Source organism: Streptomyces sp. KL109B, from assembly GCF_030766935.1.
GTDB lineage: Bacteria > Actinomycetota > Actinomycetes > Streptomycetales > Streptomycetaceae > Streptomyces.
In genome coordinates this window covers 706,686-728,471 of sequence record NZ_JASERL010000003.1, presented here as the reverse complement: position 1 = coordinate 728,471, position 21,786 = coordinate 706,686, and the positions used below count along the sequence as shown (strand labels likewise).

At 72.7% G+C, this 21,786-nt stretch carries 13 protein-coding genes; 7 read left to right on the top strand and 6 right to left on the bottom strand.

The window, feature by feature from the left end:
* Window positions 1-330: 330 nt before the first annotated feature.
* Window positions 331-885 carry a MarR family winged helix-turn-helix transcriptional regulator gene (locus RBJ65_RS14680; protein WP_306323686.1) on the bottom strand — a complete coding sequence of 185 codons (555 nt, stop codon included), beginning with the start codon at window positions 883-885 and terminating at the stop codon, window positions 331-333.
* A 134-nt stretch (window positions 886-1,019) separates the two neighbouring features.
* Here RBJ65_RS14680 and RBJ65_RS14675 point away from each other — a divergent pair, with 134 nt between their 5' ends.
* Window positions 1,020-2,297: an MFS transporter gene (locus RBJ65_RS14675; RefSeq protein WP_306323734.1), complete on the top strand. Its 1,278-nt coding sequence runs from the start codon at window positions 1,020-1,022 to the stop codon at window positions 2,295-2,297.
* Between the two features lie 4 nt (window positions 2,298-2,301).
* On the opposite strand, the gene RBJ65_RS14670 is transcribed toward RBJ65_RS14675, so the two are convergent.
* Window positions 2,302-3,969: a SpoIIE family protein phosphatase gene (locus tag RBJ65_RS14670; RefSeq protein ID WP_306323687.1), complete on the bottom strand. Its 1,668-nt coding sequence runs from the start codon at window positions 3,967-3,969 to the stop codon at window positions 2,302-2,304.
* A gap of 156 nt (window positions 3,970-4,125) precedes the next feature.
* A complete protein-coding gene (locus tag RBJ65_RS14665) occupies window positions 4,126-5,553 on the bottom strand; it encodes an NAD(P)/FAD-dependent oxidoreductase (protein WP_306323735.1) in 1,428 nt (475 codons plus the stop codon).
* 295 nt (window positions 5,554-5,848) lie between these two features.
* Between RBJ65_RS14665 and RBJ65_RS14660 the strand changes: the two genes are divergently transcribed.
* Window positions 5,849-6,613, top strand: coding sequence for a TetR/AcrR family transcriptional regulator (locus tag RBJ65_RS14660; protein WP_306323688.1), 765 nt, complete (start codon window positions 5,849-5,851; stop codon window positions 6,611-6,613).
* A 254-nt stretch (window positions 6,614-6,867) separates the two neighbouring features.
* Complete coding sequence (locus RBJ65_RS14655) at window positions 6,868-8,757, top strand: sigma-70 family RNA polymerase sigma factor (protein ID WP_306323689.1); 1,890 nt, start codon at window positions 6,868-6,870, stop codon at window positions 8,755-8,757.
* A 56-nt stretch (window positions 8,758-8,813) separates the two neighbouring features.
* Here RBJ65_RS14655 and RBJ65_RS14650 read toward each other — a convergent pair whose 3' ends face one another.
* Both RBJ65_RS14650 and RBJ65_RS14645 read right to left on the bottom strand, forming a co-directional pair.
* On the bottom strand, window positions 8,814-12,116 hold the full coding sequence (locus tag RBJ65_RS14650) for a BTAD domain-containing putative transcriptional regulator (RefSeq protein WP_306323690.1): 3,303 nt from the start codon (window positions 12,114-12,116) through the stop codon (window positions 8,814-8,816).
* Between the two features lie 125 nt (window positions 12,117-12,241).
* Window positions 12,242-14,335: an asparagine synthase-related protein gene (locus tag RBJ65_RS14645; protein WP_306323691.1), complete on the bottom strand. Its 2,094-nt coding sequence runs from the start codon at window positions 14,333-14,335 to the stop codon at window positions 12,242-12,244.
* 607 nt (window positions 14,336-14,942) lie between these two features.
* On the opposite strand from RBJ65_RS14645, the gene RBJ65_RS14640 reads away from it, so the two are divergent.
* The 4 genes from RBJ65_RS14640 (at window position 14,943) to RBJ65_RS14625 (ending at window position 20,780) form a co-directional block, all read left to right on the top strand.
* Window positions 14,943-16,364, top strand: coding sequence for an MFS transporter (locus RBJ65_RS14640; RefSeq protein ID WP_306323692.1), 1,422 nt, complete (start codon window positions 14,943-14,945; stop codon window positions 16,362-16,364).
* A gap of 585 nt (window positions 16,365-16,949) precedes the next feature.
* Window positions 16,950-18,182: an L-2-hydroxyglutarate oxidase gene (gene lhgO, locus RBJ65_RS14635; protein WP_306323693.1), complete on the top strand. Its 1,233-nt coding sequence runs from the start codon at window positions 16,950-16,952 to the stop codon at window positions 18,180-18,182.
* 292 nt (window positions 18,183-18,474) lie between these two features.
* The gene (trmB, locus tag RBJ65_RS14630; RefSeq protein ID WP_306323736.1) at window positions 18,475-19,245 is read left to right on the top strand and encodes a tRNA (guanosine(46)-N7)-methyltransferase TrmB; all 771 of its coding nucleotides are present in this window, start codon (window positions 18,475-18,477) and stop codon (window positions 19,243-19,245) included.
* A 137-nt stretch (window positions 19,246-19,382) separates the two neighbouring features.
* Window positions 19,383-20,780, top strand: a complete 1,398-nt coding sequence (locus RBJ65_RS14625; protein ID WP_306323694.1) for a PrsW family intramembrane metalloprotease — start codon at window positions 19,383-19,385, stop codon at window positions 20,778-20,780.
* A 22-nt stretch (window positions 20,781-20,802) separates the two neighbouring features.
* Here the strand turns inward: RBJ65_RS14625 and RBJ65_RS14620 are convergent, their stop codons facing one another.
* Complete coding sequence (locus RBJ65_RS14620; RefSeq protein ID WP_306323695.1) at window positions 20,803-21,759, bottom strand: aldo/keto reductase; 957 nt, start codon at window positions 21,757-21,759, stop codon at window positions 20,803-20,805.
* Between the last annotated feature and the right edge of the window lie 27 nt (window positions 21,760-21,786).

Here is a 21,786-nt window from a genome sequence, read left to right as displayed (position 1 = left end):
TCCCGCTCCGCTTTCCGGCCTTTCGGCTTTCCGGCGAGTCCGACTCTATCAGATCCTTTCGGGCCTGATTCCCAGTCAGAGGGGTTTGTCTTCGCGGCTGTTGGGCCGTTCCGACGTTCCAAACTTTAGCGGATTTCCCGGTCCCGAGCTAATCGGGGGTTCGGAATTGAATTCGGGCATGCCGAAATCGATCCCGGTGGGATGTCGTGCTGAAGGTTGGGTGCCGCTGAAGCGGCGAAAGTCGCTGCCGCAGAACCGTTACGGCCCCGTGGCAACCCGAAGAACCTTACGGATCACCCGGGGCCGTGTCAACCTTCCACCTCGGTGACTTCAGTCGAGGTCGTTGAGGCGGCCGCCGGCGTCCGGCTGGGCGTCTTCCACGCGACGTAGGAGACGGGTGAGGACCTCGCCGAGGACGCCGCGCTCCACCGGGGTGAGGTCCTGGAGGAGGTCCTCCTCGAAGACCGAGGCGAGGCGCATCGCCTCCAGCCACTTCTCGCGGCCCTCCGCGGTCAGCTCGACGATGACGCGGACGCGGTTGTTCTCGTCGCGGTCGCGGGTGACCAGGCCTTCCTGGACCATCCGGTCGATGCGGTGGGTCATCGCGGCGGGGGTCAGGCCGAGGCGCTTGGCGAGGTCGCCGGGGCCCATGCGGTACGGGGCACCGGACAGCACGAGGGCCTTGAGGACCTCCCAGTCGGTGTTGCTGATCCCTATCTCGGCGGTCTGACGTCCGTACGCCACGTTCATACGGCGGTTGAGCCTGCCGAGTGCCGAGACGATCTGCTCGACCTGGGGGTCGAGGGCCTGGAACTCGCGCTGGTACGCGGCGATCTGCTCTTCGATCGTCGGCTCGGCCGCCGGCGCGCCTTGGGTGTCCGCCATGCCGCGCAGTATGGCACGGAGGCGGTTGGCGTTGAAGTCCTTGGGTGTGTACTCTTTACCTTCTAACTTTAGCTTCGAAGTCTTCAGGGTTAAGGCCCCGACCAGCGAAAGGGCACGTGAAAGTGACCAGGGTGATGGGCGCCGCGATGCGCCGGATTCAGGTGGGCAGCGCGCTGAGCGCGTTCGGCATCGGCTTCACGGTTCCGTTCCTCTACGTGTACGTGGCGGAAGTCCGGGGGCTTGGCGCCAGTGCGGCGGGGATCGTCCTTGCCGCCTTTGCCATGGCCGCCCTGGTCGTCCTGCCTTTCACCGGTCGCGCGATCGACCGGCGCGGTCCGCTGCCCGTGCTCGTCGCGGCCTCCGTCGTGGCGTCTGTGGGCGCCGTCGGGCTGGGGTTCGCGACGTACGAGCCGGCCGCCATCGTGGCCGCCGCCGTGCTCGGTGCCGGGACCGCGGTGCTGCAGCCCGCCCTCGCGACGATGATCGTGTGGTGCTCCGCGCCGGAGACGCGGACCCGGTCGTTCGCGACGCAGTTCTTTCTGCAGAACCTGGGGCTCGGCATCGGTGGCCTCATAGGTGGCCAGATTGTCGACGAGACCCGGCCGGACAGCTTTCTGCTGCTGTTCTCCATCGAGGCAGTGATGTTCCTGGTGCTCGCCGGGATCGTGCTGACCGTGCGGATGCCGCAGGCGCCCGCGCTCAACGAGGCCGTGCCCAAGGGCGAGGCCGAGGGCAGGACGGGGATGCGGGCGCTGCTCGGGCACCGGGCGATGGTGCAGCTGTGCGTGCTCGGGTTCGTGCTGTTCTTCGCCTGCTACGGGCAGTTCGAGTCCGGGCTGAGTGCCTACGGCGTGGAGGCGGCCGGGATATCGGCGTCCACGCTCGGGATCGCGCTCGCCGCCAACACGGCGATGATCGTGATCGCCCAGTTCGCCGTGCTCAAGCTGGTGGAGCGGCGGAAGCGGACGCGGGTGATCGCCGCGGTCGGGCTCATCTGGACCGTCGCGTGGCTGTTCGCCGGGTACGCGGGGCTCGGGCACGGGAGCCAGGCGATGGCGACCGCCGCGTTCATCTCCACGTACGCGCTGTTCGGGCTCGGTGAGTCGATGCTGTCGCCGACCGTGGCGCCGCTCGTCGCCGATCTCGCTCCGGCGGGCATGGTCGGCTCGTACAACTCGGCGTTCGCGCTGGTGAAGCAGCTCGCGCTGGCCGTCGGGCCTGCCGTGGGCGGGCCGATGGGGGCCGCGCTGCACGGGCCGTACATCGTGACGTTCGTGCTGTTCTCGCTGGGGATCACCGTGCTCGCGCTGCGGCTCGGGAAGCGGCTGACTCCGGTGCAGGATCAGCCGTCGCTGGCCGGTACGCGCGTGGTCATGCGCAGTGCGCCGGAGCCGGCCGCCGCGGAGGCGTAGGCCCTCAGCCCACGCCTTCCGGGAGGACGAACTCGCACCACACGGCCTTGCCGCCGCCCGGTGTGCGGCGTGAGCCCCAGTTCGAGGCGATCGTGGCGACGATCGCGATGCCGCGGCCCGTCTCGTCCGCCGGTTCCGCGCGGCGGCGGCGCGGCAGGTGGTCGTCGCCGTCGGTCACCTCGATGATCAGGCGGCGGTCCGTGCGGCGAAGGCGCAGGCGCATCGGCGGGGTGCCGTGCTGGAGGGAGTTGGCGACGAGTTCGCTGGCCGCGAGGACGCCCAGGTCGTGGAGTTCGTCGGCGAAGCGCCAGCTGCTGAGGACGCCGGACGCGAAGGCACGCGCGCGTGGCGCCGCCTCCACGCCGCCGAGGAGTTCGAGCGCCGCGTTGCGGAAGCGTTCGCCGTCCGTGCCCTTGCGGGCCGGGTGCTGGAGGACCAGGACCGCCACGTCGTCGTCGTGGTCCGCCGTGACGCCGGCCGCGCGGATCAGGCGGTCGCAGATCACCTGAGGCGTGCCGGTGGCGCCCGCCAGGGCGTTTTCGAGCGCGGCCACCCCCTCGTCGATGTCCTCGTCGCGCCGCTCCACCAGGCCGTCGGTGTACATGACCGCCGTGGAGCCGGGCCCCAGCGGCACCGCGCCCGAGGCGTGCAGCCAGCCGCCGGTGCCGAGCGGCGGGCCCGTGGGCTCGTCGGCGCGGTGGATCGTGCCGTTCTCGTCGCGTACGAGGATCGGCAGATGGCCCGCGGACGCGTAGACGAGACGGCCCTCGTTCGGGTCGTGGACGGCGTAGACGCACGTGGCGATCTGGTGTGGGTCGATCTCCGTAGCCAGGCCGTCCAGGAGTTGCAGTACCTCGTGCGGGGGCAGGTCGAGGCGGGCGTAGGCGCGGACCGCCGTGCGGAGTTGGCCCATGACCGCGGCCGCTCGCACGCCGCGGCCCATGACGTCGCCGATCACCAACGCCGTACGGCCGCCGCCGAGGGTGATGACGTCGTACCAGTCGCCGCCGACCGCGGCCTCCGTGCCGCCCGGCTGGTAGGTCGCGGCGATGCGCAGGTCGTCGGGTTCCTCCAACTCCTGGGGCAGCAGCGAGCGTTGGAGAGTGACCGCCGTTTCGCGCTGTTCGCGCTCGCTCGTGCGCAGGCGCTCGGCGGCCTCCGCGTGGTCCGTGACATCGGCCGCGAAGATCAGTACGCCGGGTCCTTCGGCGGTCTCCAGTGGGGTGCAGGTGACGGTGTACGAGCGACCGCCGGACGTCTTGCGGGACTTGACCGTGCGCGGCTTGGAGCTGCGCAGCACCTGGTCGAGCAGGGGGCGCAGGCTGAGCTCGTCGAGCTCGGGCAGGGCATCGCGGGCCGGTTCGCCCGCGGAGCGTTCGCCGAAGGCCGCCACGTAGGCGTCGTTGACGTACGCGATGCGGTGCTCGGGCCCGTGCACCACCGCGACGAGGGCGGGGATGCGGTCGAGGACCTCGCGTACGGGCAGCTCGTCGACGCCGCCGACGCCTCCGACGCCGACGGGGCCGTCATCGGCGCGTTCCTCTTCGGTCAGGTGCTCGGCGCGGGCCGCGGGGACCGCGCCGTCGCCCCGCTGGGGTCCGCCGTGGTCGGCCCGCGCCGCGGCGCGGCGCTGCGTTCCGGGGAGCCGGGCGCTCCAGCGCGTGAAGTTCACAGGGGAAAAGCCTCGTGGGGTCGAGGGCGGGCGAGGAGCCCGCCCAGGGTCGTGGACCAGTCTGGCCGACCGTACTGACAAACGTCAGACGCCGGTCCGCGCGCGGGAGTTCCACGCTCCGGTCGGCAGTGTGTCCTCGGGGCGTCAACGGGACGCTCAGGGCGACCCCTTCGGGTGCTCCGGCGGCCCTGGTGGTGTATCGCGTGAGGCTCCGCCAGAAGGGTCCGTAGGAGGGACCGCTCCGGCCGCGAGTTCGAACTCGGCACGGGGCTGTTCCAGCGAACCCAGCGAGACGATCTCCCGTTTGAACAGTCCGGAGAGCGTCCACTCGGTCAGGACGCGGGCCTTTCGGTTCACGGTGGGCACCCTGCTGAGGTGGTAGACGCGGTGCATGAACCAGGCAGGGTAGCCCTTCAACTTGCGCCCGTAGACGTGCGCGACACCCTTGTGGAGGCCGAGCGACGCCACCGAACCCGCGTACGCGTGCGTGTAGTCGGTGAGCGGTTCGCCGCGTACGGAGGCCGCGATGTTGTCGCCGAGGGTCCTGGCCTGGCGCACCGCGTGCTGGGCGTTGGGCGCGCACTCCTTGCCGGGCTCGTCGGCCGTGACGTCGGGGACGGCCGCGGCGTCGCCCGCTCCCCACGCGTGCGGGGCGCCGTCGACGGCGAGCGTGGCGGCGCACTTGAGGCGGCCGCGTTCGTTCAGCGGCAGGTCCGTGGCGGCGAGCAGCGGACTCGGCTTGACGCCGGCCGTCCACACGACCGTACGCGTGGGAAAGCGGGAGCCGTCGCTGAGCACCGCTACGCGGTGCTCGCAGGACTCGAGGCGGGTCTCCAGGCGTACGTCGATGTTCCGGCCGCGCAGTTCGCGGATCGTGTACTGGCCCATCTCCGGGCCCACTTCGGGCAGGATCCGGCTCGACGCCTCCACGAGGATCCACTTCAGGTCCTCGGGCTTGACGTTGTGGTAGTACTTCGCCGCGTACCGGGCCATGTCCTCCAGCTCGCCGAGCGCCTCCACCCCCGCGTACCCGCCTCCTACGAAGACGAAGGTCAGTGCCGCGTCGCGGATCGCCGGGTCGCGCGTGGAGGAGGCGATGTCGAGCTGCTCGATGACGTGGTTGCGCAGGCCGATGGCCTCCTCGACCGTCTTGAACCCGATGCCGTAGTCGGCGAGCCCGGGGACCGGGAGCGTACGGGAGATCGAGCCCGGCGCCAGGACCAGTTCGTCGTACGTGAGGGTGGCCGCGCCCGTGCCCTCTTCGTCGCTGGCCAGCGTCGTGTACGTGGCGGTGCGCTTGGCGTGGTCGATGGACCGCACCTCGCCGACGATCACCTGGCACCGGTCGAGCGCGCGGCGCAGCGAGACGACGACATGGCGCGGCGAGATGGATCCGGCGGCGGCCTCCGGCAGAAAAGGCTGATACGTCATGTACGGGTCGGGGGTGACCACGACGATCTCCACGGCGCCGCTCTTGAGCTCCGGTTTGAGCTTCTTCTGGAGCCGCAGAGCCGTGTACAACCCGACGTAACCGCCGCCGACTACAAGAATGCGCGCAGGTTCCCTCACCCTCCCATGACGCATCGGGCGCATGCGTTTGTCCACAGTCCCGGCCATTTGTATGACGAGCCGAAGTGCCTTTGCCGGTCCAGGAGTCAACCCGTGTGCATGGGAGGCGCGCAGGTCAGCATCCGGTGTGGAACCTGCCTCTTCTGAATTGCCCCCGGCTCAACTATGTTCGTCTCCTGTCGGAGTGTCTGGGGGGATACGCGGACGGGATCGGGAAGCGGTCCTGGAAAACGCTGTCTGTTCCTCTGGGTCCGACAGACAATGGCGGGGAGTGTCTCCGGGGGGAGACGTCATTACCGGGGGATCACATATGCACATTCAGGACTCTCATTGGACCTCAGCCTCAGCCGTAGCGCCCTCGGGCGCCGGGGCGGGGGCGAACGGGCGCGGAGCGGGCGACAGTTCGCGCTCCACACCGCTGCGTGTGGACGCACAGCGCAATCTCGAGCATGTGCTGCGCGCGGCCAGGGAGGTCTTCGGCGAGCTGGGGTACGGGGCACCCATGGAGGACGTGGCGCGGCGCGCCCGCGTCGGGGTGGGGACGGTGTACCGGCGCTTTCCCAGCAAGGACGTACTGGTGCGGCGGATAGCCGAGGAGGAGACCGCGCGCCTCACCGACCAGGCGCGCACGGCGCTCGGTCAGGAGGACGAGCCGTGGTCGGCGCTCTCGCGCTTCCTGCGGACCTCGGTCGCCTCCGGCGCGGGCCGGCTGCTGCCCCCGCAGGTGCTGCGGGTCGGGGTCGCGGACTCCGAGGAGGGCGCGCACGACACGGCGCGCGTCCCGGAGCAGCGCGCCGCGACGCCGGAGTTGCGGCTCGTGGAGCAGCGGCCGGCGGTCGCCGAGGAGAGCGGGCCCGTGGACGACGCGGGCGCCGCCACGCTCCTCGACGTCGTGGGCCGGCTCGTGGACCGGGCCAGGGAGGCCGGTGAACTGCGCCCCGACGTGACGGTGTCGGACGTGCTGCTGGTCATCGCGACGGCGGCCCCGTCGCTTCCGGACGCCGCGCAGCAGGCGGCGGCGTCGGCACGGCTGCTCGACATCCTGTTGGAGGGGCTGCGGTCGCGGCCCGCGTGAGCGGCCGGTCCGAGACCGTCGCGAGCTCATCGAACCGAGGGAGTTGACCGCGAGTCGACAGCTTCGTCACTCGCGGTCAACTCGGGGGCACGGAAGGGCCCTTGAGGCTTCCCCGAATGGGTGATCCATAGGGTTCGCGCACGCGAAATCTCCACGGATGAGTGGTTGCCGTGCAGCAACCGCTGCGGGGGCCTTCCCGTGTGGCACTCTTTCCCGGTGATCGGGTCAGAGTGGGCGGTCGGGGGCATTCCGCAATGAGCGTTGACGGGCGGGACGAGCAGCGGCCGGAGGGCGGCGGGACGAGCGCCGGGAACCCTCCCGCGCGGCAGGTGCCGAGCCAGGGCGGTCCGGGCCGGGCGCCCGCCGAGCAGGCAGAACTCCAGACATCCGTGCCGTCCCAGCGCGAGAGCGGCTCCCTCACCGGCACCGACGACGCGCCGCCCGCCTCCGACGCCGACCTGATCGGCCGGATGCGCGGGGGCGACGACAGTGCCTACGAGGAGCTGTACCGGCGCCACTCAGGCGCCGTGCGCCGCTACGCGCGCACCTGCTGCCGCGACGGGCACACCGCCGACGACCTGACGGCCGAGGTCTTCGCCCGCACCCTCCAGGCCGTACGCAGCGGCAGCGGGCCCGACCACGCGGTACGCGCCTACCTGCTGACCACGGTGCGCCGGGTCGCCGCGGGCTGGACGAAGTCGGCGAAGCGCGAGCACCTCGTCGAGGACTTCGCCGTGTTCGCCACGCAGGACGCCCGCTCGCGGGAGGCCAGTGACGACGACACCCTCGACCTGGGCGCCGACGTCCGCGCGATGCACGAGGCCGAGCAGACGATGGCCATGCGCGCCTTCCGCTCGCTGCCCGAGCGCTGGCAGGCCGTGCTGTGGCACACGGAGGTCGAGGAGGAGTCGCCCAGCGAGGTCGCGACGCTCTTCGGGCTCGACGCCAACGGCACGCGCGTGCTCGCCAAGCGCGCCCGCGAGGGCCTGAAGGAGGCCTACCTCCAGGCGCACGTCTCGGCCACGCTCACCGAGTCCGAGGAGTGCGCCCGTTACGCGGACCGGCTCGGCGCGTACGCGCGCGGCAGCCTGCGTACGCGGGCGGAGCGCGGCCTGCGCAAGCACATGGAGGAGTGCGCCAAGTGCCGGCTCGCGGCCGGTCAGCTCAAGGAAGTCGCCAGCGGCATCCCCGGTGTCGTACCGATCGCGGTCATCGGCTGGTTCGGCGCCGCCGGGTACGCGAAGGCCGCCGCGTTCATCGGCGGGGGCGCGGCCGGAGCCGCGGGCGCGGCCGGGGCCGGTGCGGCCGCCGCGTCGGGCGGCGGCTCCACGAGCGGCGGCGCCGCCGGTGGCGCGGCCTCCGAGGGGCTCGGGGCGCCCGCGAAGGCCGGGATCGCGGCTGGTGTGGTGGCGGCCGGTACCGCAGTCGCGGTGGCGATCGCGCTGGCCGGAGACCCGAAGCCGAAGCCGGAGGCGCACAAGACGTCGCCGCCGCCCGCCTCGCAGCCGATCGAGCCGAAGAAGCCGAAGCCCGAGCCCAAGCCGCCGAAGCCCAAGCCGAAGCCCCCGGCGCCCGAGCCGGCCCCGCCGAAGCCGAAGCCCTCCCCCACACCGACCCCGACGCCCAAGCCGACGCCTCCGAAGCCGAAGCCGCCGGCCCCCAAGCCCACACCGCCCAAGCCGACCCCGAAGCCGCCTCCCCCGCCCGCCCCGGCCGTCTACCAGTGGAGCCAGCTGAAGTACGGCGCCCTCGGGGACGGCACGGAGCCGGAGATGCGGCTCGGCGAGAGCAGTTGGGTGTGGCAGCGCTACGGCCTGTCGATCGACGACAAGAAGTACGGGCACGGCGTCACGGTGCACGCCCGCTCCTCCGTCACCATCGACCTCAACCGAAGCTGCACGGCGTACGACGCCTCCGTGGGCGTCGACGACATGACGCTCGGCCTCGGCGCCGTCCGGTTCTCCGTCTACGTAGACGGGGCGCAGGCCTGGCGCTCTCCCGTGGTCAAGGGCGATGCCCCGGCGGTGCCGGTGCATGTGAACCTGGCCGGGGCGAAGACGATCCGGCTCGTGGCCGAACCGGACAGCCCGGTCGACTCCGTGGCGCTCGCCGACTGGGCGGAGTCCCGCTTCACCTGCGAGTGACCCCGGGGCGGCGCGGGCCGCCGGTCAGCGGGTCAGCCGGTCAGTGGGTCAGCCGGTCAGCCGTGGTCGACGCCGTCCGCCAGCTCGGCCAGGAGCTGCTCGTACGTGAGCGTGCCGCCCGCCGCGCGGGCGGCCTCGTACCGTACGTCGCCGAGCTCGGCCCGCGCGCGGGCATCCGTGGCCTCGTACTCCTCGCGCTCCGACATCGCCCTGGGCATGCCGGAGCGCATCGCGTCGGCGGCTGCGAGCAGGCGCACCGCGCGCGCCATGTCGCCCATGCGCGCGTGCAGTTCGGCTCCCACGTCGACGAGGCCCGCGGTCACCGACTCGGCGGTCTGCCCCAGGACGTCGTCGCGCAACACCTCGACCAGGTGGGCGAGGGCCGCCTCGGGGCCCGACTCGGCCGCCGTGATGCGCGCCTCGACATTGCCGAGGGCCGCCGTGAACTGCGGGGGCGGGGTGCCGCCCTCCGCGACCGCGCGTGCGGCGTCGCAGTGCTCGCGCGCGCCCGCCACGTCCCCGTCCGAGAGCGTGAGGTAGGCCCACAGCAGCCGGGCGAAGGCGGCCGTGTCCACGACGCCGTACCGCTCCGCCTCCTCGGTCGCCATGTCGAGCGTCTTGTGGGCGGTGTCGCGGTCGCCCGCGCGGAAGGCGATCTCGGCGAGCCGCGCCATGAGGAACGGCGACTCGGCATACGCCCCCACTTCGTAGGCGAGCAGCAGCGCCTCCTCGTACTCGGCCTTCGCCTCCTCGAATTGACCGCGCCCCATGGCGGCCTCGCCCGCCGCACTGCACACCTGGGCCCGCATCCAGCGGTCGCCCACCCGACGGCTCAGGCCGCGCAGCTCCGCCAGGTCGTCGTCGACGCCGCTCATGTTGCCCGGCATGTCGACCGCCATGTGGGCGCGGAACATGAGGGTGACGCCCAGCTCCCAATCACCGCCGTAGCGGCGGCAGTTGACGACGGCCGCGTCCAGGGCGGCTCGTACCTCCCTGCCGTCCTGGTCGCCCAGGTGGAACAGCATGAAGGGCCAGATGATGCCGGGAAAGCGGGCGCCCTGGGGGCTGGGCGGCGCGAAGGCGGCCCGCACCCGCCGCGCGTACGCGCGGTCGTCCTCGGACGCGACCGTGTTGTGCGGGTAGATCTCCGAGCACAGGAACAGGGCGAGCAGCCGCAGGTTCATCCGGGGCCAGTACAGCGGGTCGTCCGGGTCGTCGGGGACCGTGCGGTCCGGCAGCAGCTTCACGGTCTCTTCGACCCAACCCGTGCCCTCCGCGCGGTAGTTGCGCAGCCACCAGAACCAGCCCATGTGCAGGGCCAGCGCGATCGCCGTCTCCTCGTCGGCCGTGTCCGGGGCGGAGGTGGCGCGGGTCATCGCCGCCCGGATGTTGTCGAGGTCCGCCTCCAGGCGCTGGATCCACGGGAGTTGCTCGGCGGAGCGCAGCTTGGGATCGGCCTTCTCGACCAGCGCGCGTACGTACGCGATGTGCCGGTGCTCGGCCGACGCGAGGAGGTCAGGGGACTCGGCGGCGCGCTCCGTGGCGTACTCGTGGATGGTCTCCAGCATCCGGTAGCGCATTCCGGTGCCGCGCTGCTCCTGTTGTGGGGCGGCGACGAGGAGGGACTTGTCCAGGAGGGAGCCGATGACATCGGCGACCCCGTCGGCGGAGCACACCGCCTCGGCGGCCTCCAGGTCCCAGCCGCCGGCGAAGACCGAGAGCTCGCACAGGGTGCCGCGCTCCTTCTTGTCGAGCAGGTCCCAGGACCAGTCGACGACCGCGCGGAGGGTCTGCTGGCGGGGCAGGACGGTGCGGCTGCCGCCGGTGAGCAGGCGGAAGCGGTCGTCTAGGCGGTCCGCGATCTGGCGGGGCGTGAGCAGGCGGAGGCGGGCCGCGGCCAGTTCGATGGCGAGCGGCAGCCCGTCGAGGCGGCGGCAGATCTCGGCGATGGCCTCCGGATCCTGGCTGGGGTCGAAGCCGGGGCGGACCGCGGCGGCCCGTTCGGTGAACAGGCGGTGGGCGGGGTCCGGGAGCAGCGGCTCGACGGGGCGCACGGACTCCCCCGGTACGCCGAGGGGTTCGCGGCTGGTGGCGAGGATCGTGAGGCCGGGGCAGCGCGTGAGGAGGGTCTCGGCGAGCTGGGCGGCGGCGCCGATGACGTGTTCGCAGTTGTCAAGGACCAGGAGCAGGCTGCGGTGTGCGCAGTGCTCTACGAGGAGGCTGGTCGGGTCGGTCTGGGGGCCCGACAACTCGTTCGTCATCAGGACCGTCTCGCGCAGGTCCAGTGCGCTGACGACCGCGCCCGGGACGGCTCTCGGGTCGTCGAGCGGCGCCAGCTCGACCAGCCATGCGGGAGAGAGAGGCGCCGCGGCCTCCTCCGCCAGGCGGGTCTTGCCGGAGCCACCGGGCCCCGTGAGGGTGACCAGCCGCGCTCCTCGCAAGTGGGAACGGATGGCGTCGAGTTCAGGTTCCCGCCCAACGAACGAATCCAGCCGCGGCCGGATATTTCCGGCCCTGGCCGGGGGCCGCGAAACCGCTGGGCCCATGTCCGGTGCGGCCAATTCAAGCCCCGCCGTCGGACGAGAGCCAGCGGGGCCCGGGGCAGAGCCCCGAGACGTCACCCCCGGGTGACCGGCAGAACCAGCAGGTGCCAGCAACTCCACGTACAGGGCGGCGAGTTCCGGTCCCGGGTCCGTGCCGAGGCCCTCCGCGAGCGTGCGGCGCGCCACCTCGTACGCCGCGAGGGCATCCGCACCCCGACCCACATCCCGCAACGCACGGATCAAAAGACCGTGCAGCGGCTCGTCGTACGGATGCGCTGCGGTGAGTTCGCGGAGTTCCGGTACGAGGTCGGGGGCGCGGCCAAGGCGCAGGTCCGCCTCCACGCGCGCACGGGTGGCGTCCTGGCGGCGGGCCTCGTAGCGCGTGGCGGCCGGGTGGTCGGGGAGGTCGGCGAGGGCGGGGCCGCGCCACAGGGCGAGCGCTTCGCGCAGGGTGCGGGCCGCGGTCTCCGGGTCGTCCGCCGCGAGGGCCGCGACGCCCTCGCGGGCCAGGCGCTCGAAGACGTACAGGTCGATGTCCTCGCGGCTCGCGGTGAGGCGGTAGCCGCCTGCCTGGGAGGTGACCGTCTCCTTGCCGAGCGCCCGGCGCAGCCGCCCGACCAGCGCTTGCAGGGCGGCCGGGGCGTCGGCGGGCGGGTCGGCGGCCCAGACGTCGTCGATGAGCGCGTCCGTGGGCGCGGTGTGCGGGGTGTGCAGGGCCAGCGACGTCAGCAGGGCGCGCAGGCGCGGGCCGCCCACGGTGGTGAGGGCGCCCTCGTCGTCGTATGCCTGGGTGGTTCCCAGGATCTTGTACCGCACTGATGCATTGTCGCCGCCCGGCGCCGCGAGGGCCCAGTCTTTTCCCGGCGCGGGCGCGGCCGCTGCCTCGGGCCCAGCTCGCCTCGGGCCCAGCTCGCCTCGGGCCCAGCTCGCCTCGGCCCCGCTTACCTCGGCCCCGCTCCCAGGGCCCGCTCCGGGACGACGCTCCCCGTCGGCACCGCACGCGCGCGTGCCGGGGTGCCGGTCCAGCAGGTGCCGCGGCGGGAGAGGAGGCGGCGCAGCCACAGTTCGAGGGCGACGAGGTCGGCGAGGCCGTCGAGCGGCAGCGGTTCGCCGTCGGCGGCGGCGCGCAGTGCCTTGCGTACGACGCGGGCCTCGATCAGGCCGGTCTGCGCGAGCAGGGGCGTGTCGAAGAGGCCGATGAGGTGGTCGGCGGCGAGGCGGAGCCCGGCGCGGGTCGCCGCCGCCGACGAGGCGTGGGAGGGCGCGCCCCAGCCGGTCGGGAGTTCGCTGACGCCCGCGCCTTCGAGGACCCGGCGCAGGATGTCGGCGCGGGCCCCGGGCTGGACGCGCAGCGCTTCGGGCAGGGCGCGGCAGGCGCGGACGACCTGGTTGTCGAGGAAGGGGGCGTGCAGCCGCTGGAAGCGGACCTCCGCGGCCTGTTCGAGGATCCGCAGGTCCGCGGCGTGCCGGGCGAGGCCCGCGCGGGCCCGGAACTCTCCGGGGCGCTGGCCGGGGCCGGGGCCCGGACGGGTCGAGCCGTCGTGGAGGCGAACCGATACTTCAGCGAGCGCCTCCCCGGTCAGCCAGCGCGCGGCGGGCCCCGGTCTCGCCCACGCGAGGGCGGCGAGCGAGGCCCCGACGGCGCCGCCCGGCTCCTCGAAGTTCTGTTGCAGGAGTCGGCTGGAGAGCCCTTCGAGGCCCGCCTTGTAGGGCGTACGAGCGAGTTTTCTGGCCGCTCCGTAGACGCGCGCGGGCACCGTCAGCGAACCGTCCGCCTTCGTGAGCGCCGCCACGGGGCGCACCATGTGGCGGCGGCGCCGGTCCATCAACAGGTCGGCAAGGCGCGCCGGATGGGCGTCGAGGACCTGGCGGGCGCCGTAGCCGGTGAAGTGGTCGGCGCTGCCGGAGGCGAGGCGGGCGCGGTGCCGGGCGGCGGTGACGAGGGACGGGCTCGGCTCGTCGGTGAGCGGGCCGTCCAACTCGGCGTACGGGAGGGCCTCTTCGCCCGCCGCCACCACTACGTGGTGGAGGCGTGGGTTGGCGGCGAGCGCCCCGGCTCTCTCCAGCTCCGCCTCGTGCTGATCGGCCCTGGACGAGCGGTCGTTGAAGGTGACCGCCAGAAGCCGTTCGCCCGCGCCCGTGCCGTGGCCGAGGACGGTGCCGGGCATGCCGGGAAGGCCCGCCGCGAGGAGCGCGAGGGTGCCGGAGGCCGGGCCACCTGAGACGTCGGCGCCGATGCCGGGCACGGGCATGCCGCGCGCGGCCCGCCGCTCGGCGGGGCCCATGCCGGGCACGGGTCCCGGGTCCAGGTCGGTGCCGGGCACGTGCCGGGGCGCGGCGAGGCGGGTGCGTACGGCGTCCACGAGGGCGTCCCTGACGTCGTCCACGGCGCGGTCCGGGTCGACGGGGCCCGCGCCCACCGCGAGCGAGGCCACGGGCTCGTAGCCGGCGATCTCGCGGGATCCGGCGCGCAGGATCAGCGCGTGGCCCGGCGGTATGCGGTGCACGCCCTGGTACGGCGTCGAGTCGTGCAGCGCCTCCGGGACGTCGGGCGCGGCGAGCAGCGCGGCCAAGTGCCCCACGTCCAGGTTGGCTTCGATGAGGTCGGCGAGCGGGAGCGCCGCCGTCGCGTACGCGGTGCCGCCCGCCCACGGGGTGTGGAACACCGGGCGCGCGCCCGCGAGATCGCCCACCACCGTGAGGCGGCGGCCGACTTGGACGACGGCGGTGTAGCTGCCGGGCCAGGCCGTGAGATGGCGCAGGGCGCCGCCGCGCGCGGCGAACAGGCCCACCCGTAGTTGCTCGTCGGTGGCTCCGCACACTCCGAGGACCGCGATCCGGGTCTGGTCGTCGGCCTTCACGATGCGTACTTCGTCGGCGCGCCAGTCGCCGACCGCCCACAGCGGATCCGGGTCGCCCCACAGGAGTTGGGAGCCCACCGGGTGTACCGTTTCGCCTTCCGTTCCCATGGCGCCCGCGGAGCCGAGGGCAACGGGACCGGTGGCGGCACTGCTCCACCCCACCAACCAGCGCATCGCCGCCTCCACAGCCTGTGGACAACACAAGGGGTCCCCATGCTGCCACGAAGGTGGCGCCGAAGAGGGTGCAAGTGAGGAGCGGGAAATGGCGTACGCTCCCCCTAATGCGCCCCATTTGAGCCGTGGTTGAACCGTGGCACTACCCAGACCAGTGCGGATGACAGGGGCGAGATTCGGCCAAATCGGCCGTTGATGGCCGGAGCTGAACATCCCACTTCGGCCACAGCGCGTGGGCGCACAGTCCGGGAGGCGCGCATCGCCTCCCGGACCGGTCCGCCGCCCGCGGGGATGTAGGCGGCGGTGTCCCCCAGCCCACTGGATCCAGTACAGCGGGCCGACCCACGCAGGTCCCATGCAACTCCCGGCCGACCGCCCAAGTAAGAGCGCACACACGGGCGCACAGCGCCACGCCCGGAGCACACGGTCACACGGCGTGGCCTGCGCCGTACTTCAGTACGGACAACAATCCCGCCATCCGGAATGCCGACCCTTAACGCTTGGGATGCGGCGAACTACGCTGGGTGTACGAATGCCGCGCGGTTATGCCAGACCGAAACGGTCGGCGGTGCCCGGCGCGGCAGCCGTCTGTGTCGAGGGGTGGCTCATGTCCAGGGAGCAACGCGGGCCGAACGAAAAGCTCGGCGCCGTTCTCGCCCTCGCGGGAATCAGCAACGCGGGACTCGCGCGGCGCGTCAACGACCTTGGTTCACAACGGGGTTTGACGCTTCGCTACGACAAGACCTCGGTGGCGCGCTGGGTGTCGAAGGGCATGGTGCCGCAGGGCGCCGCGCCGCACCTCATCGCCGCCGCGATCGGCCAGAAGCTCGGCCGGCCCGTGCCGCTGCACGAGATCGGCCTGGCGGACGCGGATCCCGCGCCCGAAGTGGGTCTCGCGTTCCCGCGCGACGTACGGGCGGCGGTGAAATCGGCGACGGAGCTGTACCGGCTCGACCTCGCCGGGCGGCGGGCGGGCAGCGGCGGAATCTGGCAGTCCCTGGCGGGCTCCTTCGCCGTGAGCGCGTACGCGACGCCCGCTTCGCGGTGGCTGATAACCCCGGCCGACTCCTCGGTGGCGCGCGAGGCCCATCACGTGGAGGAGGGCTCGCCGCAGAAGGTCGGCCACAGCGACGTACAGAAGCTGCGGGAGGCCGCCGAGGACGCGCGGCGCTGGGACTCCAAGTACGGCGGCGGGGACTGGCGTTCGTCGATGGTGCCGGAGTGTCTGCGGGTGGACGCGGCGCCGCTGCTGCTCGGCTCGTACTCGGACGAGGTGGGGCGTTCGCTGTTCGGCGCGGCGGCCGAACTGACGCGTCTTGCCGGGTGGATGGCGTTCGACACCGGGCAGCAGGAGGCGGCGCAGCGGTACTACATCCAGGCGTTGCGGCTGGCGCGGGCGGCAGCGGACGTGCCGCTGGGCGGGTACGTGCTCGCCTCCATGTCGTTGCAGGCGACGTACCGGGGGTTCGGGGACGAGGGCGTCGATCTCGCCCAGGCGGCGATCGAGCGCAACCGGGGTCTTGCCACGGCCCGCACCATGAGCTTCTTCCGGCTCATCGAGGCACGCGCGCACGCGCGCGCCGGTGACGGGCATGCGGCGGGGGGTGCGTTGCGGGCCGCCGAGGGGTGGCTGGAGCGGGCGCGGGACGGGGACACCGATCCGTCGTGGCTCGGCTTCTACTCGTACGACAGGTTCGCGGCGGACGCGGCGGAGTGCTACCGGGACTTGAAGGCGCCGCGGCAGGTGCGGCGGTTCACGGAGCAGGCGCTGTCGAAGCCGACGGAGGAGTTCGTGCGGTCGCACGGCTTACGTCTCGTGGTGTCGGCCGTCGCCGAGCTGGAGTCCGGGAACTTGGACGCGGCGTGTGAGCAGGGGACGCGGGCGCTTGAGGTGGCGGGGCGGATTTCGTCGGCGCGGACGACGGAGTACGTGAAGGACCTGTTGCACCGGCTTGAGCCGTACGGGGACGAGCCGCGGGTGGTGGAGCTGCGGGAGCGGGCGCGGCCGTTGTTGATGGCGCCGGCGTAGGCGTGGCCTGGCGCTGCCGCTGTGCCGCACCGGCCGTGGCCGGGGCCGTCGATTCCGTTGCGCGGCACCGTGCGGCAACCGTGGCCGGGGGCCCTCGATTCCGTTGCGCGGCACCGTGCAGCAGCCGTGGCCGGGCCCCGTCGTTTCCGTTGCGCGGCACCGTGCAGCAACCGTGGCCGGGCCCCGTCGATTCCGTTGCGCGGCACCGGGGGCCGCCTTGCCCACCCTGCCGCCCAAGGCGGCAGATTGCCCAAGGCGCGGGCGCCGACCGCAACGGGAGGGGAGCAGGGGTGGCGGCAGACTGCCCAAGGCGGGTGCGGCCCGCCGCAATGGGAGGGGAGCCGTGGCAGGCGGCAGGTGCCCAAGGCGGGTGTGGTGGCCCGTGGGGTCGGCGTCCCCGGAGGGGGCGGGTGGGTGGGAGATGGGTCGGGACGGGCAGCGATCGGGCCCGTCAAGCTCCTGCGGCGATTGGGCGCATCAGCCACGGGTGGGCAAGATCAAGCCCCTGCGGCGATTGAGCAGCGGGGGCCGGGGCGGAGCCCCGAGGCCGTAACGGCGGTTCGGATGTCAGTGGGGTCGGGCAGGATGCTGGATGTGTCGGGAGTGGAGGTGAGGCCCGTGGGGGCGGCCGAGTATGACGGGGACGTATTGGTGGTCGGTGGGGGGATTGTTGGGCTTTCCACCGCGTATGCCGTGTCGCGCGCGGCGCCGGGGACGCGCGTTGTCGTGCTGGAGAAGGAGGCGGGGCCCGCCCGGCATCAGACGGGGCGCAACAGCGGGGTCATCCACAGCGGGGTCTACTACCGGCCCGGCTCGCTCAAGGCGCGGTTCGCGGTGCGCGGCGCCGCGGAAATGGTCAAGTTCTGCGCGGAGTACGGGATTCCGCACGAGGTCACCGGGAAGCTGATCGTCGCGACCGAGCGGGACGAGCTGCCTCGGCTGCACGCTCTCGTACAGCGCGGGCGGGAGAACGGGATTCCGGTGCGCGAGCTGGGGCCCGCCCAGATCCAGGAGTACGAGCCGCACGTGCGCGGGCTCGCCGCCATCCACGTGGGGACCACCGGGATCGTCGACTACCGGGCCGTCGCGGAGCGGCTCGGCGAGGAGTCCGGGGCCGAGATCCGGTACGGGGCGGACGTCGTGCGGATCGACCGGCGCGCGGACCGGGGCGTCGCAGTGCGGACGCGCGGCGGGGACGTGGTGCGCGGGCGGGTGCTGGTCAATTGCGCCGGGCTGCGCTGCGACGAGGTGGCGCGGCTGACCGGGGACGACCCGGGGATACGGATCGTGCCGTTCCGGGGCGAGTACTTCGAGCTCGGGCGGCCGGACCTGGTGCGCGGCCTGGTGTATCCCGTGCCGGATCCGGCGTTTCCGTTCCTCGGGGTGCATCTCACGCGCGGGATCGACGGTGGGGTGCATGTGGGGCCCAATGCCGTGCCGGCGCTCGCGCGTGAGGGGTACGGGTGGGGGGTCGTGCGGCCGAGGGAGCTGGGCGGGACGGTGGCGTGGCCGGGGGCGTGGCGGATGGCGCGGCGGCACTGGCGGTACGGGGCGGGTGAGATTCACCGGTCGCTGTCGAGGTCGGCGTTCACGAAGGCGGTGCGGAGGTTGGTGCCGGGGGTCGAGTCGGGGGACCTGGTGCCGGTGGCGGCCGGGGTGCGGGCGCAGGCGGTGTTGCGGGACGGGGCGTTGGCGGACGACTTTTTGATACGGGAGGGTGAGCGGGCGGTTCACGTGTTGAACGCGCCTTCGCCTGCGGCGACGGCGTCCTTGCCGATTGGGCGGGAGATTGCGGGGCGGGTGTTGGGCCTGCTGTGAGTTCGGCCCGGACCGGCGGTGGCGTCGCGGGGCGCTGCCCCGGACCCCGCGCCTCAATCGCCGGCGGGGCTTGAATGTGGTCATTCGCCGCCGAGGCTTGAAAGATCGGGGCTCTGCCCCGGACCCCGCGCCTCAATCGCCGGCGAGGCTTGAATGTGGTCAATCGCCGCCGAAGCTTGAATGTGGTCATTCGCCGCCGAGGCTTGATGTGTGGTCGGCCGGAGGTGGTCTGGTCGCGGGCGAACGTAAAATCGGGGGCACTGTGTCTGAGTCGCCTGAGAACCCCGTATCCGTGCCCGTGCCCGCGCCCGCCGCCCCTTCCCCGGGCTCCAAGAGCGAGCCCCGGTTTCCCGATGGGCCCCGGCCCGATCCCTCGGGAGGGCTGCACAACGATCACCGGATCCGGACGTTCACGCCGCGCCGTAGCCGGGTCACCACCGCGCAGGGGGAGGCGCTGCAGCGGCTGTGGCCCAAGTGGGGGCTGGACATCGACGGGAAGCGCGAGCTCGACCTGGCGGAGCTGTTCCCCGGGGTCGACCGCGTCGTCCTGGAGATCGGCTTCGGCATGGGCGAGGCCACGGCGCAGATGGCGCAGGACGACCCGACGACGGGCATCCTCGCGATCGACGTGCACACGCCCGGCCAGGGCAACCTGCTGAACCTGGCGGACCGCGCCGGGATCGACAACGTACGGGTCGCGAACGGCGACGCGATCGTGCTGCTGCGCGACATGCTGCCGGCCGACTGCCTCGACGGGCTGCGCGTGTACTTCCCCGATCCGTGGCCGAAGAAGCGGCACAACAAGCGGCGGCTGATCCAGGCCGGGTTCCTGTCGCTCGCGGCCGGGCCGCTGAAGCCGGGGGCCGTCCTGCACTGTGCGACGGACTGGGAGGACTACGCCGAGCAGATGCTCGAGGTCCTCACGGCGCACCCCGACTACGAGAACACGGTCGAGGGCGGCGGGTTCGCGCCGCGGCCCGCCTTCCGGCCGCTCACCCGCTTCGAGGGCAAGGGCCTCGACAAGAGCCACGTGGTGCACGACCTGCTGTTCCGCCGCCGGTAGGCCTCCGGCCCCGCACCGGCATCGGTGTTGCGGACTCGGGGCGCTGCCCCGGACCCCGCGCCTCAATCGCCGGCGGGGCTTGATCGAGCCCCCGGCGCCCCGTCGCGGCGGGCCGCGTCCCTCGTTAGGGTCAATCCGTGGCCTCGTTTCCCGCCTATCCGCATCGGCAGGACCACGTCCTCGGCGCACACCCGAGCGGCGCGGTCCCGCATCCGCGGTGGTGGGAGCGGAAAGGGGTGCGGGCGACCGCGTTGGCGATGCTGCTCGCGGTCTCCGGAGCGGTCATCCTCGCGCTGGTGCGGGAGCAGACCGGGACCGAGGGGTTCCTGGTCGGGCTCGGGCTCGCCGTGCTGCCGGTGCCGCTGCTGATATCCGCGTTCCGGTGGCTGGACCGCGTGCAGCCGGGGCCCTGGCGGAATCTGATCTTCTCGTTCGCGTGGGGGGCCTGCGCCGCCGCGCTGATAGCGATCGTCGCCAACAGCTTCGCGACCCGGTGGATAGAGACCGCGACCGCCGATCCGTCCAGCGCCGACACCCTCGGCGCCACCGTCATAGCCCCGATCGTCGAGGAGTCCGCGAAGGCGGCGGCCGTGCTGCTCGTCTTCCTGTTCCGCAGACGGGACTTCACGGGGATCGTCGACGGCGTCGTCATCGCCGGGATCACCGCGACCGGCTTCGCGTTCACCGAGAACATCCTCTACCTCGGCAATGCCTTCGGCACCGACCAGCTGTCGGGGACCGGACCCGGGCTCACCTCGGTCACCGCCGCCACCTTCTTCGTACGCATCGTGATGTCGCCGTTCGCGCATCCCCTGTTCACGGTGCTCACCGGCATCGGCTTCGGGATCGCCGCGGCGATGGCTCCCCGGCACGGGCGGCTGCGGCGGATGCCGCTCCCGCTCGCCGGGCTGCTCGCCGCGATGGGCATGCACGCGTTCTGGAACGGCTCGTCGTCGCTGGGCGAGTACGGCTTCTTCGCGGTGTACGCCGCGTTCATGGTGCCGGTGTTCGGCCTCATCACCTGGCTCGCGGTGTACATCCGCCAGCGCGAGCTGCGCACCGTCCGCCGGGAGCTGCCCGCGTACGTCGCCGCGGGCTGGCTCGCGCCGCCGGACCCGTTCGCGCTGGGCTCGCTGAAGGCGCGGCGCCTGGCCCGCGAGTTCGCCGCGCACTACGGCGGCAGACCGGCCGCGACGGCGGTCGCCGAGTACGAGGCGTACGCGACGTCCCTCGCGCTGCTCCGCCACCGCGGCCGCAGGGGCAAGGCGGGCGCGGACTTCGTCGTACGGGAGCGGGAGCTGCTCGACGCGCTGTGGGCGCGCCGCGGCCACGCGCGCCCCGCGCTCGCGTACGGCTCCCAGATCGCGGCGCCGATGTGGCTGCCGCCGATGTACGGGGGGCTGCCGATGTACGCCGGCCCGCTGCCGCAGGGGCCCGCGTACAACACCTCGTCGTACCGCACCTCCTCGTACAGCACCTCCCCGTACAGCACCTCCCCGTACAACGCCCCGCACTACAACCCGTACCGCTACTGAGACGCCACTACTGAAGACACCGCTACCGGGACGCCGCCGTCAGCCGGTCCAGCTCCGCCTCCGTCAGCTCCACGTCCGCCACCGCGAGCAGCGCCGGAAGCTGCTCGACCACGCGCGCGGACGCGATCGGCGCCGCCACCGTGGGCTGCGCGGCGAGCCAGGCGAGGGCGATCGTGGCGATCTCGGCGTCGTGGGCCTGGGCGATCTCGTCGAGGGCGGTGAGGACGCGTCGGCCGCGCTCCGTCTCCCCGTACGCGCCGGCCTTCTCGGCGCGGGCGCTGTCCACCCGCCGACCGGCCCGGTACTTGCCGGTCAGGAAGCCGGAGGCGAGCGCGTAGTAGGGCACGGCGGCGAGGCCCGCGCGGGCGGCGACGTCCTGGAGTTCGCCCTCGTACGTGTCGCGCGAGACGAGGTTGTAGTGCGGCTGCAGCGCGACGTAGCGGGCGAGGCCCTCGCGGTCGGAGAGGTCGAGGGACTCCTGGAGGCGCGCGGCGGAGATGTTGGACGCGGCGATGTGCCGCACCTTGCCCGCCTTCACCAGCTCGTCGAGGGCGCCGATGATCTCCTCGACCGGCGTCTCTGTGTGGTCGTAGTGCGTGTAGTACAGGTCGATGTGGTCGGTGCCGAGGCGCTTCAGGGAGGCGTCGGCCGCGGCCTTGATGTTGGCGGCGGACAGGCCCTGGTACTCGGGGTGCTGGCTGACCTTGGTGGCGATGAGGACGTCGTCGCGGCGGCCGCGCCCCGCGAGCCACTTGCCGATGACGGTCTCCGACTCACCGCCCTTGTTGCCGTCCACCCACGCCGAGTACACATCGGCGGTGTCGATGAAGTTGCCGCCCGCGGCGACGTACGCGTCGAGCACCTCGAAGGAGGTGGCCTCGTCGGCGGTCCAGCCGAACACGTTGCCGCCGAGGGAGAGCGGGAAGACCTCGAGGTCGGAGCCGCCGAGCTTGCGCAGAGAGGGGGAGGAGGAAGTCATGCTTCACCTCAACACCCGTACGGAATA